General features: G+C 41.4%; 12 protein-coding genes and 1 pseudogene. 2 read left to right on the plus strand and 11 right to left on the minus strand.

What is annotated here, in order from left to right:
* Positions 1-165: 165 nt before the first annotated feature.
* A complete protein-coding gene (locus V7K62_RS07770; RefSeq protein ID WP_334863331.1) occupies positions 166-1,449 on the minus strand; it encodes an ankyrin repeat domain-containing protein in 1,284 nt (427 codons plus the stop codon).
* A 197-nt stretch (positions 1,450-1,646) separates the two neighbouring features.
* Here V7K62_RS07770 and V7K62_RS07775 point away from each other — a divergent pair, with 197 nt between their 5' ends.
* Positions 1,647-2,117: a DUF4079 domain-containing protein gene (locus tag V7K62_RS07775; RefSeq protein WP_334863333.1), complete on the plus strand. Its 471-nt coding sequence runs from the start codon at positions 1,647-1,649 to the stop codon at positions 2,115-2,117.
* Between the two features lie 79 nt (positions 2,118-2,196).
* Here the strand turns inward: V7K62_RS07775 and V7K62_RS07780 are convergent, their stop codons facing one another.
* Positions 2,197-2,871 carry a DUF1997 domain-containing protein gene (locus V7K62_RS07780; protein WP_334863335.1) on the minus strand — a complete coding sequence of 225 codons (675 nt, stop codon included), beginning with the start codon at positions 2,869-2,871 and terminating at the stop codon, positions 2,197-2,199.
* Between the two features lie 178 nt (positions 2,872-3,049).
* Here V7K62_RS07780 and V7K62_RS07785 point away from each other — a divergent pair, with 178 nt between their 5' ends.
* A complete protein-coding gene (locus tag V7K62_RS07785) occupies positions 3,050-3,706 on the plus strand; it encodes an NAD(P)H-binding protein (protein WP_334863337.1) in 657 nt (218 codons plus the stop codon).
* 422 nt (positions 3,707-4,128) lie between these two features.
* Here V7K62_RS07785 and V7K62_RS07790 read toward each other — a convergent pair.
* From V7K62_RS07790 to hpsA, 9 genes and pseudogenes are all read right to left on the minus strand, one after another.
* A pseudogene (locus V7K62_RS07790) lies at positions 4,129-4,755 on the minus strand (TIGR04282 family arsenosugar biosynthesis glycosyltransferase); the annotation flags it as partial.
* 32 nt (positions 4,756-4,787) lie between these two features.
* On the minus strand, positions 4,788-5,435 hold the full coding sequence (locus tag V7K62_RS07795; protein WP_334863339.1) for a pilus assembly FimT family protein: 648 nt from the start codon (positions 5,433-5,435) through the stop codon (positions 4,788-4,790).
* On the minus strand, positions 5,401-6,456 hold the full coding sequence (locus V7K62_RS07800) for a glycosyltransferase (protein WP_334863341.1): 1,056 nt from the start codon (positions 6,454-6,456) through the stop codon (positions 5,401-5,403). Before V7K62_RS07800 ends, V7K62_RS07795 begins: the two co-directional genes overlap by 35 nt.
* Position 6,457: 1 nt before the next feature.
* Positions 6,458-7,450: a hormogonium polysaccharide biosynthesis glycosyltransferase HpsE gene (hpsE, locus tag V7K62_RS07805; RefSeq protein WP_334863343.1), complete on the minus strand. Its 993-nt coding sequence runs from the start codon at positions 7,448-7,450 to the stop codon at positions 6,458-6,460.
* A gap of 21 nt (positions 7,451-7,471) precedes the next feature.
* Entirely contained in the window at positions 7,472-8,431 is a 960-nt protein-coding gene (gene hpsE, locus V7K62_RS07810) for a hormogonium polysaccharide biosynthesis glycosyltransferase HpsE (protein WP_334863344.1), read from the minus strand.
* Positions 8,432-8,626: 195 nt separating this feature from the next.
* A complete protein-coding gene (locus tag V7K62_RS07815) occupies positions 8,627-9,361 on the minus strand; it encodes a pilus assembly FimT family protein (RefSeq protein WP_334863346.1) in 735 nt (244 codons plus the stop codon).
* 38 nt (positions 9,362-9,399) lie between these two features.
* Entirely contained in the window at positions 9,400-10,419 is a 1,020-nt protein-coding gene (gene hpsC, locus V7K62_RS07820) for a hormogonium polysaccharide secretion pseudopilin HpsC (RefSeq protein WP_334863348.1), read from the minus strand.
* 65 nt (positions 10,420-10,484) lie between these two features.
* A complete protein-coding gene (gene hpsB, locus V7K62_RS07825; RefSeq protein WP_334863350.1) occupies positions 10,485-11,195 on the minus strand; it encodes a hormogonium polysaccharide secretion pseudopilin HpsB in 711 nt (236 codons plus the stop codon).
* A gap of 206 nt (positions 11,196-11,401) precedes the next feature.
* On the minus strand, positions 11,402-16,345 hold the full coding sequence (gene hpsA, locus V7K62_RS07830) for a hormogonium polysaccharide biosynthesis protein HpsA (protein ID WP_334863352.1): 4,944 nt from the start codon (positions 16,343-16,345) through the stop codon (positions 11,402-11,404).
* Positions 16,346-16,475: the final 130 nt, after the last annotated feature.

Here is a 16,475-nt window from a genome sequence, read left to right on the forward strand (position 1 = left end):
CTCCGCCGTAGCAAGTTCACAACAGCTACGACGGAGTTTTGCTTTATTTGTTTCTTAGGTCTAGACTTGGTTGTTTTAAACTTCCTTGGTATTTAAGTTGTTAACCTTGATTTAATGATTTGTCAAGATATTTCTGAAAATATTTTAGATAAAGAATTTAGATTGCTATTCTTGCGCCCCAGCTTGTTGTAAACTCCGCACAACATTCTTATAACCATTAAATTCTGCAATCATCAAAGCAGTATAACCGCCCCGGTTTTTCAAATTCACATCTGCCCCAGCTTGGAGTAATAACTGCACAATTTCGCCATAACCTGCTGAGGCAGCCCACATCAATGATGTGGCCCTCGCTGAATCTTGAAAATTCACATCTGCCCCCTTTGCCAACAGCAAATGTATGATCTCTGTGTGCTTGCGTTCGGTTGCCTTGATTAAAGCAGTTTTGCCATCATCCCCTGGAGTATTGACATCAGCACCATAGTCTAACAATACTTGCACCGTTTGCGTGTGTCCTTGTGATGCAGCCAACGTCAAAGGTACTTCACCAAGATTTTTCCCATTAATATCTCCGCCAGAACGTAGCAATGCCTCGACAATTTGGCTATGTCCCTGCAATGCTGCTACAAGCAGTGGTGTATCACCCAGATGGTTCCTAATTTGGACATTTGCACCCCTGTTAAGTAACATTTGCACGAGATCAATGTAGCCTTCCACAACGGCAAGGTGTAAGGCAGCTTCACCATCTCGATCTTGAAGATTAATCTCGGCCCCTCGATCTAGTAAAGCTGCTGCGATCGCACTGTGTCCAGCCGCTGCTGCTGCTGATAGGCCAGTTCCACCATCAGCATTTTTCACATTCACATCAGCCCCTGCTGCTAGCAGTGCTTCCACAATCTCCAGATGTCCCAAATCTGCCGCTAGCATTAACAGTGTTTCACCCTCATCTTCGTGGATATTGACATCGACACCAGTTTGGAGAATTGCTTCTATAACTTCTATTTTTCCCTGCTTAACGGCCAGTTTCAACGCCGTATCATCATCTTTATCTGCGATATTAACTTGGGCACCAGCAGCCAATAAAACTCGCACGACATCGATATGACTTTTGAGTACTGCTGCCATTAAAGCTGTACTGCCATCTTCATTAGTGGCATTTACGTCAGCACCTCTGGATAGTAAAAGTTGCACAATGTCAAGCTGTTTGGCACTAGCCGCCAACATCAAAGCCGTCAAACCATAGAGTTTTCTGGGCAAGTTGATATTCGCCCCAGCATCCAGCAGCGATCGCACAATTTCGGTGTAGCCTAAATTGGCAGCAAACATTAACGCTGTGGTGCCAAGGCGATCGCACGCGTCCACCTTCGCACCAGCAGCTAGTAGCGCACACAGCCCCTTGATATCACCGCTTTTAGCAGCTTTGAGCAGCAAAGTATCGTTGTTTTCAGTCATGAATTGAGATCCCATACAGGGGATTTTGTTCGTCTACCCTCAAAATTTAGTCTGAGATTGTTTATCCACTTTGGCAAGAGGGCGAAGGAAAATAGTAGAGGGAGATGGGAGATTATCTTTTAATTTGTGCAACATTAAGCACACAAAATAGAGTTATGCTAATTTTTATGAAGATTTAATAATTAGGCGAGAACACGATGAGTCTGGAACTTTCTACGTCGGTGAAATATTGGCTGAACTTCTTTCATCCGGTGCTCATGTGGGCGCTATTAGCATTCTCAATTTATGCTGCCTACTTGGGGTTGCAAGTACAGCGTACCAGAAATGCTCAGGGGGAAGAAAAGAAAGAACTGATTAAAGGTAGATATAACGTCAGACACTACCAAATCGGGTCTATACTCCTAGCTTTGATGGTGGCAGGTGCGATCGGTGGTATGGCTGTCACTTACATTAATAACCAAAAGTTATTTGTCGGGCCTCACCTACTCGCAGGACTGGGTATGACAAGTCTAATAGCATTTTCTGCTGCTTTATCCCCTTATATGCAGAAAGGGGCAAATTGGGCGCGGGCAACTCACATTTTGATAAATTTCACCCTTTTAGGACTTTTTACTTGGCAGGCTGTTACCGGCGTGCAAATTGTCCAAAAAATTCTCACTAAAGCATAGTTAAGTAGTCAGGAGTGAGGAGTCCAGAGTTTTTTTGACTAATGACCGGAGACGGAGTGTCTCCGGCTTTGCTCTTAAATTACCGCTTTTTCTTAGAATTAGTAGGAAAGGGTATTTCTAAAGATTTATGAAAATCTTCCTGAACTTTGCGAGTTAAGCGGCGGGAGACTTGGCGGACAATTTGGTTAAGTAAGCGATCGCCTGTAGATTGAATTATAGACTTGGGTAATCGCTGAATAAACCTGGGAAAGTGAAGATAAACTATCAAATCCAATTCCCATTCAACTCTTGTAATCTCGCCAATGCTAGTGGAAACATCGGTTTCTATTAACTGTAGAGATGCCCGATAGTCTACGTCATAACCAGGTGGGTGGTAGTCAGGAATGGGGATTGTACGGATGCGGTAAATCCCCTCCTCTGGGGGCAACAATTCCAAACCAATTTTCGGTTCTACTTCATAACCAAAAGAACCAAAACGACCAATTACTAAAGCATAGCCATTTTCCCCAAGTGATTGTACCTTCATCGGTTCAGCGCAGCGCGAAAACCATGAGGCGTGAGCATTGAGATACTCAGCAACCTTCTCTACTGGGGCAGCCATTTCCATAAAATCTTGATAACGACCGTAAAATTTTGTGAGCGTCGCTATATTTGTTTTTGTGAATGTATCCTCGGCTTCTTCTGGGCTGGAGGTTACAGGTAAAACTGCTTCTGTTATTTCCCAGGATTTATATTCGCCTTTTCTTGAAAGCATAAATGCATTACTGTATACTTTGCCGTTCGTCTATATTAATAATTCCCCAACTGCCTGGGTGATTTAGTACTAATATCCCATTTTTACCGAAACCTCATTAATCTGCCATCAACTCCATAGAATTACTAAAATAAAGAACTGAACAAGCACACAATAGTTTCCCAAGATAGCATTTATTATGAAAGCATTTGTAGCAGGGGCAACAGGTGAAACAGGTCGCCGGATTGTGCAAGAATTGATAGCGCGGAATATTCCCGTCCGAGCCTTGGTGCGGGATATAGAGAAAGCTAGGGGTATTCTGTCTCCTGAAGCCGAATTAGTGGTAGGCGACGTGTTACAACCAGAAAGTTTAACTGCTGCATTGGGAGATAGCACAGTTATCTTGGTTGCGACTGGGGCAAAACCTAGCTTTGACCCCACTGGGCCCTATAAAGTGGATTTTGAAGGGACTAAAAATTTAGTAGATGCTGCTAAGGCAAAGGGAATTGAGCATGTTATCTTAGTTTCTTCTTTGTGTACTTCCCGGCTTTTCCATCCGCTGAACTTGTTTTGGCTAATTTTGTTGTGGAAAAAACAAGCTGAAGAGTATATTCAGAAAAGTGGTCTTACTTATACGATTGTGCGGCCTGGTGGGTTGAAGAATGAAGATAACTCCGACCACATCGTGATGCAGAGTGCAGATACACTGTTTGATGGTAGCATCCCCAGGCAGAAAGTCGCCCAAGTTGCTGTCGAGGCTCTGTTTGAAGCAGATGCACGCAATAAAATTGTCGAAATTGTTGCCAAACCTGAAGCAGCCTCAAAAAGCTTTAAGGAGCTATTTCAACAGTGCTGATATTCCACAAGATTCTATTGCTTCTGCCTCTTATTCTCATCCCCAAGATGATCGGCTCATATTTTCATGGAAAAGCGATGCTTACAGCTGGCTACGCCTACGCACTTTCTCAATTAGCTTACCTCATCTAAATTGACCGCCCCTTGATTCCACTCCCTAAAGCGATCGCGCCATCCTACACCCAAAACGTAGGGGTTTAGCAATCCTCATTTGTGTCAACTTAAGCAACAAGAAACCATAAGATGTAATTTAAGAACACCAATCAAGTTGTTCTTAGATTACATCATGGTGAGAAACCGTCCAGCTAGAACAGGAAACCCATAACTGCGGCAGTAAAAATACGTACCAGTAGCGCCAATAGAATAAATTGAGAAATAACTTAGGCAGATGATGTTGTTACAGCATTTTTCTATCTCCCCTGCAAGGGCTTGTTCCCAAATCGGCAGATCCTCCGGTCGGTCAACATCAGCTAAAGGTAACAATTTCAGGTATGATAAATTAAGTTTCTGGGCAATATCCACGGTTTTTTGGAATACTTGAGCAGTTCCCCACTCGATGTTAACGAATAACTCCGAGATTGGTTGGCGCAAACCAATTAAGTAATATCCACCATCGATCGCAGGGCCAAGTACGAGGTCAAAGGCGTGTAAATTCTCAAAGGCTGTTGCTAAAATCTGGGCATTCACTCCAGGACAATCTGTACCGATAATAATTACTTTTTCTGCACCAGATTGAAAGGCATCAAAAAGCGATCGCGCCATCCGCAAACCTAGATCCCCTTCACCTTGAGACTGATAAACCAAATCTAACCCCAGCCAGTCTTGCATGAGTTGCGAATTGCCACCCGCAAACCGCACTTCTACAGATATACCAGCTGCTTTTTGCAATTCTTGAACCTGAAATATTGTATGCTCAGTCATTTGCCGTTGAAGATTGGCAGCACCAACAGTTCCCAAAACAGGTATCAATCGGGTTTTTGTCTTACCTGCTTCTGGATAGCGGCTGAAAATAATCAAGTGCTGTTTTGCACTTGCTGGAAAATTTAGCACGCAATACCTTGCTGGAATCAACTAAAAATATCTTAATAGCAATACTTGTCATTTTCGTTGGCTCTAGTATGATCTTTTCCCGTTCGCATAGCCCCCAAAATTGTAGAAACATAGACACAACGTCTAGCTTTACCACCATTTAAGCTGTAGAAGGTTATCTGTCCTAATCCGCCTACTGTACACTGATTTCCAATTTCAGAGATAGGACAACCGTGGTAGTTAAATAAAACTCGCCACATTTGCTCTGAAGTGTGTTTTAGTAAAGTTGTCTCCTTTTTTCCTTTATTGTTTTCCTCTTCATAAATGCGAATATTTGGCTCCAGGTTATGCCATAGGTTGCCATTGTTTTTAACAGCATCAGGAATGAATTGTCCTACTTCTGCTTGATGAACTGCCCATTGCACGACACCATTTTGTATGCGAAAACTGGCTTGCTTAGTCAATTTATCTTTGGTAGCTTGCCTTTGGGCTTGGCGCATAGCAAGGTGAACTTCGTTTTGGGCAGTGTTGAGGTGGCGAATCTCTACAAAAGCTAGCCAGTTAGGTATTCCCAGCGTAGCTAATATACCAATTAATAGAACAACGACTAACGTCTCTGGTAAGGTAAAACCACTACTGGAGTGCTTATTCAAAGGATTTTTTGTATCAACTAGAGACTGTAAATGCACCTGGGTATCCATTTTTGTTTTCTGGCCGATTTTCAGCTACCCAGATGTTGAGCAATGTTTGAGCTTCTTGGCTTCTTACTTCACGCCGATTAATAATACTGTAGAGCAAGGTGGGCGAGGTAAAAATTATGATGGTTTTCAATAACAATTTTAAGGTGAAATTTAGATTCTGAAGCCTTAAGGGGTCGTTAAGAAAATACTTCCACAGAAATCTAGCAGATGCTAGAGCTTTTTGCCGATTAAATGGCTTTTGTAGGGCTTTGCACGTCAGGTATTTGTATAAATTTGCTAGGCTTATATTCCAACCATGCTTCAGTGTGGAAGGTCTTTCTTTGTACGCTCTCTCAAGCACTTGCAAGCAAGCTTTTTCCTGCCTGACAAGATTGGAAGAAACTGAATTAGCACTTATGCGATATAAGATTTGTACAGATGGTACACATATAAAATTAAACTTAGAGGCTAATCGCAGCCACATATCCCAATCCTGAGCTGCATTTAGAGATTCGTCAAAGCCACCTAATGTAATTAAAGCTTTTCTACAAATTAAGGGATTGGAACCATTCTCTAGAAAGTTATTTAGTAACAACTTTTCGTAAACATTTTCATTTACATTAATGCGCTTACCTGAAAGTATAAATTGACCATTTGCGTTAATATAGTCAGTCCAACTGTAAGCAACTTTTGCAGTAACGTTTTCTTGCAAAGCTTTTAACTGAGACTGAAGTTTATCAGGTGTCCAAAGATCATCTGCATCTAAGAAACTAACAAATTCTCCAACTGCACGGTGTAGTCCTCGGTTGCGGCTGACGTTTCCGCCAGCATTGGAATAGGAAAATACTTTTATTCGTGAGTCTTGGATTTGGGTAACAACTTCTAAAGTTGAGTCTTGTGAACCATCATTAATTACAATTAATTCTAGATCACTAAAAGTTTGATTGAGAACAGATTGAATTGTGTGCTTAATAGTATTTTCACTATTATAAGCAGGGATGATTACAGAAATCTTTGGTAATTTTTTGCTGGTTTTCATCATTTTATAGGGCTAATTTATTTTTTAATGCTCTACCTATATGACATTTTAAGTAGTAAAAAGGACTCATCATACTAGCAAAGTAAAACTCCATCTCAAAAAGAGCAATTAAATTACTTTTCAACTGCCCTCTATACTGAATGAGGTGCTGTAATACTCGGCGTAAATTCCCTAAAATAGTTTTCACAAACACTATTGGTTTTTGCCAATTTTTAGTATTTATCAAACGTAACTGAAAAATACACAAGCCACAGCCCCGTGCCAGAGTTAGGAGGTAATCTCTCTCAAGCCGCCAATGTGGTATTTGATGATAAGTATGCATAGTAGGGTTATACCAAATTTGCCAGCCTGCATAATGTATGTAAAGCAATGGTTCATAGTCATCACCCTGCACCAAAATACCAGGCAACTTCCCACTTAAATTAGGCCGTTGTGGTACATTCTCACACCATACTTGTTTCCGAACAACAAGCGCTGCGCCAGGAGGAAGTCTTAAATTATCCGCATCAAACAAATGTGGATTTGAACCATGTTCTCTGATAGCTAAAAAAGCTTGAATTCTTTCAAAGTTTTCTGGCGGATTTACTTCAAAATCACCATGAATTTGTCCACTCCAAGCGCCTGCTTGAGGATGCTCTAATCCAAAGGTATATGCTTCTGATAACCAATCAGGAGCAGGTAAGTTATCATCATCTAAAAATGCGATTAGCTGCCCTCTGGCTTCACGTACTGCCCGCAATCTTGCAAAAGCGGCTCCCTGTTCGGTTTCTAAAAAATATCTTAAATGACAGCTTCCATCATATATTTTTTGGTAATTATGAATTATTTCAGATGTATTATCAGAACTATTGTTATCCACAATAATAATTTCCCAGTTAAGTTTTTCTACTCCTGTCTGGGTTAATAGCTTATCCAAAATTTTAGGTAAACGGATTTCTCCATTATATGCAGGAATGGCTACGCTAATATCTAAAGTTTCAACTACTAATTCAGTCATAATAACTAAAATATTGATAATTTATTTTTTAAAGTATCCATTTTTCCAAAGATAAAAAGGACTAATAAAACTACTTAAAAAAAGTTCCATTTCGCAAGCAACTACTAAATCTTGTTTTAGCTTCGTTCGATATTTTAGTAAGTGTAAAGCAATCTTACGCAAGTCATTTATCATATAAGATAAAAGAGCGAATGGTCTATATATCTGTTTGATATTTACCATTCTAGTTACATAACGGCTAAGTCCAATACCTCGAAAAAACGGAATTAAATAATCTTTTTCTAAACGAAACTTTGGTATTTTGTGTGAAATTTCCATTTCTGGGTTATACCAAATTTCCCATCCTGATTTTTGGATGTGAGACAACATTTCTAAGTCTTCACTGGTAAGCATATTACCTTTAACTCTCCCAGTTAAAATAGACTTATCTGGTACACTTTCTAACCAGGCTTGTCTACGGACAACAAGTCCGGCAGAGGGGGGTAGTAATTTTTTGGCTGCTTCATATAATAGCGGTAAATTACCTCGCTCTGTTATTGCCAAGAATGGAGCAATTCTCTGAAAGTTTTCTGGTGGTTCTACTTCCCAGTCAGGATGAATTTGGCTGCCATAAGCTCCCGCATTAGGATACTTTTCACCGAAAGCATAAGCTGCGGCTACCCAATTTGATATCGGGTAATTATCATCATCTAGAAAACCTATAAATCTACCTTTAGCTTCTGCAACGGCCCTTTTTCGGGCATAAGCTGCTCCCTGTCGCGCTTCAAAGCAATACTTTAAAGGGTAAGGACACTGCCAATTTTTTTGATAGGTTTGAACAACTTTAGCTGTGTTATCAGTGCTGTTATTGTCTACAACTATAATTTCCCAAGACAAATTTTCGGTGTGAAGTTGGTTTTGTAGTCGTTCTAGTAGTTCAGGCAAACGACTTTCACCGTTATAAGTTGGGATAGCTACAGTAAAGTCAAGGTTCTCAGTCATTTAACAAAAGTTACATTTTGATATGTTGATTAAGACGCTTTTTATATGTTCAGTCAATGGCTAATTTATCAGTGGCTGTTAAATAAATCTATCAAACATTAAAACTGCACATGATATTTCAATTTTGCTATCAATGTGCAGTTTTATGTACAGTAGTATTGCGTGTTTTTGAATAAATATTGCTACTTAAAGTACTTAACTGCATTTATCGTCTTTTGCTGTGAGCATTGAGCCTAAGAGAGTTTTCACAATAACGCATCGCTTTACGCTACTAGCCAATGTAGAATTTGCAGAGCTTGGTACAGCTACCACTATTTTTAACCCTGGTGGCTCTGTACCTGCTGTCACTGTTCCAAAGTTATTTGGCAGAGTCAGCGCTCCCATATAGTCAAAGGTAATTTTTGCTGATGCATTTAAAGGGTAGGATACAGGAGAATTAGTGGTAGTATTGGCAATATTTTCACCACCAAGATTTGCACCCAGCAAAAATTTATCAGAATTGGCTCCCACATCTGGCCCTAAAGGTTTCCATGTGCTGATTTCAGCAAAAGGCAAATTGGTACTATCACTCTTTTTGGTAGGATAAATAGCAACCTCTTGTGTTGTGCTATTTTTCTGAAAACTGACACTGTAGCTAAGTTTATTTCTTTTAGCTTCGCGTTGTGCTTGTTGCAGTGCGGCGAAAACAGCGTCGTTAACCTTATTTACCCGTTGCCGATTTACAAAGGCAGCCCAACCAGGAGCTGCGATCGCTGCTAAAATTCCAATCATGAGTATTACTACTAATAATTCTATCAGACTAAATCCAGGATCTTGTTGATTGTAGCCATCGGTAGAGGGTCTATTTGCTAAATATTGCTGCTTTAGCTTTGTTTTTAGCCTGTGTAACTGCAAAGAATCTAATAGTCTTAAACTACGAATATTCGGCATACTATCCTGATTTTATTAATATTTGTCAAAGATAGAAGCTATTTGGTAAAAATGAAGCTGCTTCCTTGAACCTTAATGTTTGCACTCGGAAAATAACTAGATTTGCTCTGGGCGTAACGTACTTTAGTCTCATCATTTTGTATTAGGCGAGCTTGTGCATTACCTCTTAAATAAACTTCCGCAGCACTTCTATTATCTCCATCAACTGGAGCTACACAAGCATAGAAGCCTGTTCTGACAATGTTTGCTGCTGCTGGAACTTGACTGCCAGTAGAGCAAGTTACTGCTGGCGCTCCCTGTACTATTGTTGTTTGGTCTATAAAATCAACCAGAACCACGGCATCTTGGGCGTAAGCCCCCCCAGATGCCAAACTATTTGTCCAACTATTCATTTTTGCTTGTAATGTTATGCCCTTTTGTGACAAGTCAAATGGTTTAAAACCTTTATCTGGACATGGGAGATATTTATCGGTTGCAAGAAATCCATCGCAAGTATCTATAGCAGCAGTATTTGGAACGCCATCTTTAATTTCCCATCTGGCGATGCGGGCAGCGTTAGACCAAGTAGTACTAGTATCTTTAATTAAATAGTAGGCAACTAATGAGTAAACAAAAGTATCATCTTTTTGAGTGCCTGTAATTGTAATTGCTTGATTAAGTAACTCTCGTTTCCAAAAGACAAGCACAGGAACTCTATCTGTTGCAGTTGATAGTTTATTCCCAGTTGTACTTGCATTTGGGCAAGTGTTAGCGGTACTAGTATCAGTAGTACCGCTTAGACAACCAATTCCAGTAGCATCATAAATATATATTGCTTGTTGGAGATCGCGAGTAATATAGTCAAGCGCTGCTTTAATTTCTTGCTCAGAGTTGGCTTTGGCTTGTTCCTGTCCATCAGTGGTTAAAACGCTGATCATAAAACCTAGTAACGGCGTAATTACTAGGAATGCGAGGATCATAGCCACGAGCAGTTCAATGAGGGTGAAGCCACTATTTTTGTTTTGCTTCTGAGAGGGTTTTAGCTGAGTAGTTAACAGCCACCTCAACAATATATTCATTTTGCTACAGGTTCTCCTTAGTGACGGATACTGAGTTATAAAATTATTTATGTTTGCTGGGTTAATTATGGTTGACAACCACCAAGGCGATCGCACAAAGCGTTATAAGAGGGTTGACCCCTGACAATTTCTGTTGTTATTTCTACTAGTGGTGCCTTGCGATCGCCTAGTCCCCCAGTGAATGTTGCTGCTTTTTTTCCACCGCTACTAGATGTTAGGGGAGCAGTACCGATGAAAGCATCTGAACGATATACCCGAACTCCCAAACGATAGCTTTGACCGCTATCAATTTGAGTGGTACTTGTGCTGATAGTTCCAACTGCATTGCCAAAAGCCTGAATGTAAAACTGAACTGGGCTGGTTGTTTTGTAGGTTGTACAGATGCTTGGTATAGTGATTTTGCCATCGTTGTGAAAGCAATACAAACTAGTTGCGTCTGTGGGAACAGCCGCACTACTAATTAAATAGTCACCGCTGGTAGTTGAACTTGATACTGTTCTAGGTGCAGCAGCGGTTGCAGCACTGAGTGAGGTAGTATTTGATACTTGAGATTCTGCAATTGTTTTAGATTTAATAGCATCAACGAAAGCTTTAGCCGCTCCTGTTGCCAATTCCACCCGTTTAGCTTGCACACGAGTTGCTGTTGACATGACTAAGACAGGTGCGATCGCTACTAGCAAAATGGCAACCACGAGGATCGCCACCAGCGACTCAATGATCGTAAAACCAGACTCGTTAGACTGGGCAGATGATTGTTGTAGTTGGTGTGGGATCATAGTTTATTACTCAATAGGGTTATGTCTTACATCAATTTGTGATCGGGTGTAATACACTCGTAACCTCACTTCCAAACCTCTCGCCCTACAAGGGGAGAGGCTTTGAATTTTCCCCCTTCCCTAGCAGGGAAGGGGGCTAGGGGGTTAGGTTTCTTAACGTGGTCTATTCACCCGAAAAGTGCTGTAAAAACTCTCATTCAGATACTTTAGGATGGTTGGAGTTGGCAGTTACTAGGACGTTCAGTTGCAGGTAGTGCAAATTTGAAACCGCTGCCAAAGTAAGTGGTGTTCGCATCATCAAACCCATCCGCTGTTGGAGTTTGGACAGCACACAACAGAGTTTGCACCCAAAGGTCATCCCGACCTACTTCTCTGAAGTATTCATTCGGAGGATCTGTCGCTGGAATTACAAAGCGCTGGGCAAACAAGTCGGGGTTTTGCGCCAGTAGGGCCACATCATAACCCCAGTTACGGTTGGGAGGCATATAATAAGGTGCTTCACCAGAACCACTACTAATGAAAGTACTATCTGATGTGTAACCAGGTCTATCAGAATTCAGAATTCTGAAAAAGATACTGTTATTCTTAGCAAGGTTAGCAGGGGTAGTATCATTAGGGTCAGGAGTGGTTGCAGGAGCAGTTGTTGGGCCTGGTCTGACAAGAGCTTGGAATGGTGCACTGGCATAGATACTACGTTTAAATTGGATGAATGAACCGTTGATATTGGCATTAACCCCATCCCAGTTTTCTAAGAAGCGCACAAAGTTATGCAAACCCCCATTGATTTCGTAGGTAGTTGAACTCACACGAGCAGGACTATCACCAGCTGCAATTACTAGATTAAAAGTTGTTTCACTTGCCTTAGACAACCATCTAGTACTTTTAACGACACTAGATGAGCCTACTATACTGGCGTAACCTTGAGTTTGAGGTGGTGCTAGGGTTGTTACCTGTAATTGCAATACAGGTTCTAATAGCGGCTGGTATGACGCATTTCTGATGGGTGTAGTGTTGAATGGTGATATGGCTCCAGGAAAATCCCTAAGCGAACCAGAAGCTGGTAGTTTGGGGTATCTGTAGAATAAACGATCAGTGTTGTTGTATTTTATCTCGTTATCCGTGGACGGTGGTGGGCTAGTAGAAGTACTTGTTGTGGTTGCAAACCATAGGGCATTAGTCGCTATATCAGGTATGCTAGCCGGGTCTACCGCACCACTTATGAAAAGTAGCGGCAATTCTTTTACTACACCTGATTTAATACCTAGTGGAATAGGAGTAGCGCTAGTATAAGTTATGGGATTATTACTAGTATCAACAAGCTTGGCAAAATTAGCATCAGTCGTTAGTACATTGTATTTCCGTTTGAACGCAACCCTACGAGCAAATCGTTCAAAACCAGCCCTTGGCGATCGCGCAGTTGTACCAGCTAAGAGTTTGTCAGGATCTGCACCTACTACATCACTAGACCTTTTTTGGATTTCTGTGGTTAGGTCTAAAGCATTGGCTGTATTAGCGTCACTATCTAAACCCACAAACCAGTCATCCTGATCCATTTTGCACTCTGAAACTGGTATTTTAAAGCACATTTCCATTACATACTCTGGAAAAGATCCCCGGCGTTGAATGGGTGTGACGAAGTTGTTCAAGTAAGAACTGTTATAGCTTACTGAGTCGGTAGTAGTGGGAGTAGCTTTGTAGTAGGAATCATTATTAGATGTAGTGAAGAAATTAGATGAAGTGACGAAGTTGTTATTCCAGAAACCCACCTTCAGTCGGTCGAGTATGAGGTTAGGATCACTCCCTTGGTTATTTCGCAAGTCGTAATCACCCTCATTGCGGAAACCTTCGCGGAAGTTAGCAGACAGCAAGGTGACAGCATCGGCAATTACTGATGCTGGTCGCCAGGTTTCGCCTGTTGTGCAATTGGGTAGTCTAGGGTCACTAGGCCGACAAGCAAAGTCAGGATCGCGATTTGTTGCAGCACGAGTGTAAAATTTAGTATCGTAAGTAGGATCACTGGGAGCAGGTAAAACATCCGCACCTTTGAATTCTTGTTTAGTGTGCAGATTAAAATCGCCTTTAACATACACTGGTAGCTCAGTTGCTAAAATTAAGCCTTTTTCTTCTGCTCTGTAATTATTCAGGCGACTCACATTACTGCCATTAATCAACATAATGGCGTTGGGTCGCCGTTCTGGGTCGAGATTGTAGTCACTGGCGCTGACATTTTCACTAGTTGAGCTACTGCGATCTTTTTGAGCATCATCACGAGAGGCATAGATAATGCCGCTATTGGGCAATAGATATTCCTTATCGGATGCAACGCCGATTACTTGTGTGCGAAGTAGACCTAAATCTATGGTAGTAGCACGAATTTCTAGAGGCTGACGCTGTTCTACTTCTAGATTGTAGTTTCCAGTTAATGCACCACCTTTATCTATAGCTTTAATTTGTCGGGCATCAAGAAATGCAGTTTCTTTGATTGCACCATCAGGAATGTAGGTAGTACTCTGAGTCAGAGTGCCATCGGCAATTGTGATTGCACAGATGGTAGAGTCAATTGCTGATTGCTCAGAGAGAGTGAGTTTGCTGGTTGTTGCTTTTGCTAGTGCTTGCCGCAGTAGCGGATTAACAAGGCGGCCATTGGGAAATACCAAGTTGGCTTGATGTTTTAAGCGATTTAGCAAACTTACGGTAGTGTTAGTAACATCATCATCGTTAGTCACAGCTGCAAAAAAACCATTGCCATCTACTGTCTGTCCTCTAGTTACACCAGCGGCTGTAGTAGTAGGAGCAGCGTAAACAACCCCATTATTTGATCTGGCTTCAGTAGTTCTGGCACCAACTAATTCACCGCTCACATCCGGCAGTGTAGTTATATTTCTTGCCGTATTCTTGTTTGTGGGATCATAGTAGCTACTTACACAGGCCATAGGTGTCTGATAATCGTCTGCTGTAGCCGCCAGAGGATCGTAGGAATCAAAATTGTAGTGATACACTGCCGTGGCACGCATTACCAAATGGCCGCGTGTTGGCGTACCGTTGAGAGGATCGGCGGATTTAGGCACAAGCATGGGCATTGTGTCAGGCCAGACTACATTTGTGGCGCTGGCATTATTTTCTAATACGCTTGTTGTACTGGGGTCGTCATTGACTGCCGAGGGAGGTGTCGGTAGATCAGAACCTGTACGTCTATATACTCCCGCACCTGTAATCACCCTCAGTCCACCGATTACATCAAGGGGATTGGATCGGGGTGAAGCGGCTGAAATTTCCCAAAAACCATCACGTCCTGTTACCCCTAAATCTGATAACTGTCTGACGCGAGTGCTACGAGTCCGATCTTTGGTAGTGCTACTTGTCCACTTCACAGCAGGACTAATGAGTTGGGGATCATCTTCTCCTACAAACTCTCCTTTTGTGTTGTCCCATATTAGTTCAGGCAGATTGTTCCCTACTACGATGCGATCGCCTAACTCTGTTTCTGTTACGGGAGTATTATCTACAATGTCTGGATCTCTAGTAGGTAGTTGCGCTGTATTTAGTGTTAGTGCTGTATTAGCATCTATTGGATAAATCCAGGCATCCATTGGACGTAGTGTATTAACAGAACCTTTCATAAAAGTTGCTGCATCTGCTATGGTGTAGTCCACACTACCAGATTTTTTAATACCAGAAGTACCATAAGGAACTTCTTTAAATGGTACACGCCTAGTACGTTTACGGAACCAATTTTCTAATTCTTGCTTACGTACTGTATTCGCATCTAAGCTTGGATCGTTTGTAGTCCGACTGCTTATATTAGTTTGGGTTTCTTGAGGATCAGTAGTAGTAGCATTGTTAAATTGTGCGTTCACTAATAAGTCTATGCGTTGAGCATAAGCCTGAGTGTTATAGGCAATGTCATTTGAGTTATTTGAGGTGGTTTTATTAGTATCTGCCAAAGATTTAGTTGTATCAGGTGCATTATTTTCTACAAATAAATCTACGCGTGTTCCACCTTTATCAGTTGCACTGATTGGCCCACTAGTTGCAATATTACCGCCAACAACTATCTTGCCATTTTCCCGTTCGTAGTAACATGAATATCTACTACTGACCTGAAATAGGGTTATATTACCTGTACTAGTTTTAGCAGTAAATAAGTTACTGTTGGTAAAAATGCGTCCATTGAGACGGAATGTAGGCCCAGGTGTAATATCTAAGTCATCTTCATAGACAACGGCATTATTAGTAATAGAAATTTGACTACGATCTTGTTGCATTTCTAAAGCCGAGAAGCCTTTATTACCTCGATACTTCTCATATTTGGTTGTATCAAGAAGAGTAGCTTGGGCAATATCACTAATAGGAACCGTTACTGCATATACGAAAAAGCTTTTTTTCAATTCGCCAGTTGGTAGCTTATACCAACCCGAATTACCTACTAAGCTGGCGCTAGTGTCACCCGCTACATCACAAGCTCCACCTGCCTTAGCTGGCAGCATAGGAGGGGTTCTAGCATCGAGTGGGCTTCTTTTTCTGGTTTGGGTTGTACCAGTTTGGGGGGGAGTGCGGAAGTAGATACCGTAGAGAATAAAGCTATCAAATTTACCGTTATTATCAGTATCGGCAGGAAATTTCCAGGCTGTTTGTAGGTTTTCTTTATTTTCTAAAGGGATAGTATTATCCGCTTCAATAATCGGACTTAAAGTACTTTTATTAAGGTTATAAGCCAGAGTTATGGGAGTTTCATCACCAAATGTATAGACAGGAAGTTTATTGGTTAAGGTATTGTATAATGTCACGTTTGATGGGACAGAACGTGGTAGAGTCGGGTCGGCAAACAGTGCAGTTATTTTGGCTTTAGCCCGCTCTAAGGCAGGGGTAGCGGCTTGCATTGTCGCTTCATTCACCCGAACATTACTAGCATTTTTGGAGCGTTCAAAAGACCGAAACAAAATTGCAGTTGTTAACAGCACGACGACTAAAGTTACCATTGCCACTGTTGGCAACAAAAACCCAGCATTCTCTGAGCGGCGTCTTCTTCGAGTGCCAGAGATAGTTCGTAGGAGCCAAATAATTTGCTTGTTAATTGCAGATAAAAACTGCTTGCTGATTTGTCTGAAGGTTTTTTGAACTGCCTTGACTAGCTGACGTTTTCGAGACATAGGTGCTTCCTTGTCAAGTGGATTGTAGCGGGGTTTCTATTTTTTCAACATCTTCATTCATGCCTGTCAAGTATTTTTACAGCCATGAGATAAGACTATATTTATCTAACTACTAAATTTGGCTTTACTA

The sequence above is a fragment of the Nostoc sp. genome (assembly GCF_036917935.1).
Classification (GTDB): Bacteria; Cyanobacteriota; Cyanobacteriia; order Cyanobacteriales; family Nostocaceae; genus Nostoc.

Coding starts and splice junctions, on each gene's coding strand:
- V7K62_RS07770 (WP_334863331.1), bottom strand. CDS start 1,449: ATGACTGAAAACAACGATACTTTGCTGCTCAAAGCTGCTAAAAGCGGT.
- V7K62_RS07775 (WP_334863333.1), top strand. CDS start 1,647: ATGAGTCTGGAACTTTCTACGTCGGTGAAATATTGGCTGAACTTCTTT.
- V7K62_RS07780 (WP_334863335.1), bottom strand. CDS start 2,871: ATGCTTTCAAGAAAAGGCGAATATAAATCCTGGGAAATAACAGAAGCA.
- V7K62_RS07785 (WP_334863337.1), top strand. CDS start 3,050: ATGAAAGCATTTGTAGCAGGGGCAACAGGTGAAACAGGTCGCCGGATT.
- V7K62_RS07795 (WP_334863339.1), bottom strand. CDS start 5,435: ATGGATACCCAGGTGCATTTACAGTCTCTAGTTGATACAAAAAATCCT.
- V7K62_RS07800 (WP_334863341.1), bottom strand. CDS start 6,456: ATGATGAAAACCAGCAAAAAATTACCAAAGATTTCTGTAATCATCCCT.
- hpsE (WP_334863343.1), bottom strand. CDS start 7,450: ATGACTGAATTAGTAGTTGAAACTTTAGATATTAGCGTAGCCATTCCT.
- hpsE (WP_334863344.1), bottom strand. CDS start 8,431: ATGACTGAGAACCTTGACTTTACTGTAGCTATCCCAACTTATAACGGT.
- V7K62_RS07815 (WP_334863346.1), bottom strand. CDS start 9,361: ATGCCGAATATTCGTAGTTTAAGACTATTAGATTCTTTGCAGTTACAC.
- hpsC (WP_334863348.1), bottom strand. CDS start 10,419: ATGAATATATTGTTGAGGTGGCTGTTAACTACTCAGCTAAAACCCTCT.
- hpsB (WP_334863350.1), bottom strand. CDS start 11,195: ATGATCCCACACCAACTACAACAATCATCTGCCCAGTCTAACGAGTCT.
- hpsA (WP_334863352.1), bottom strand. CDS start 16,345: ATGTCTCGAAAACGTCAGCTAGTCAAGGCAGTTCAAAAAACCTTCAGA.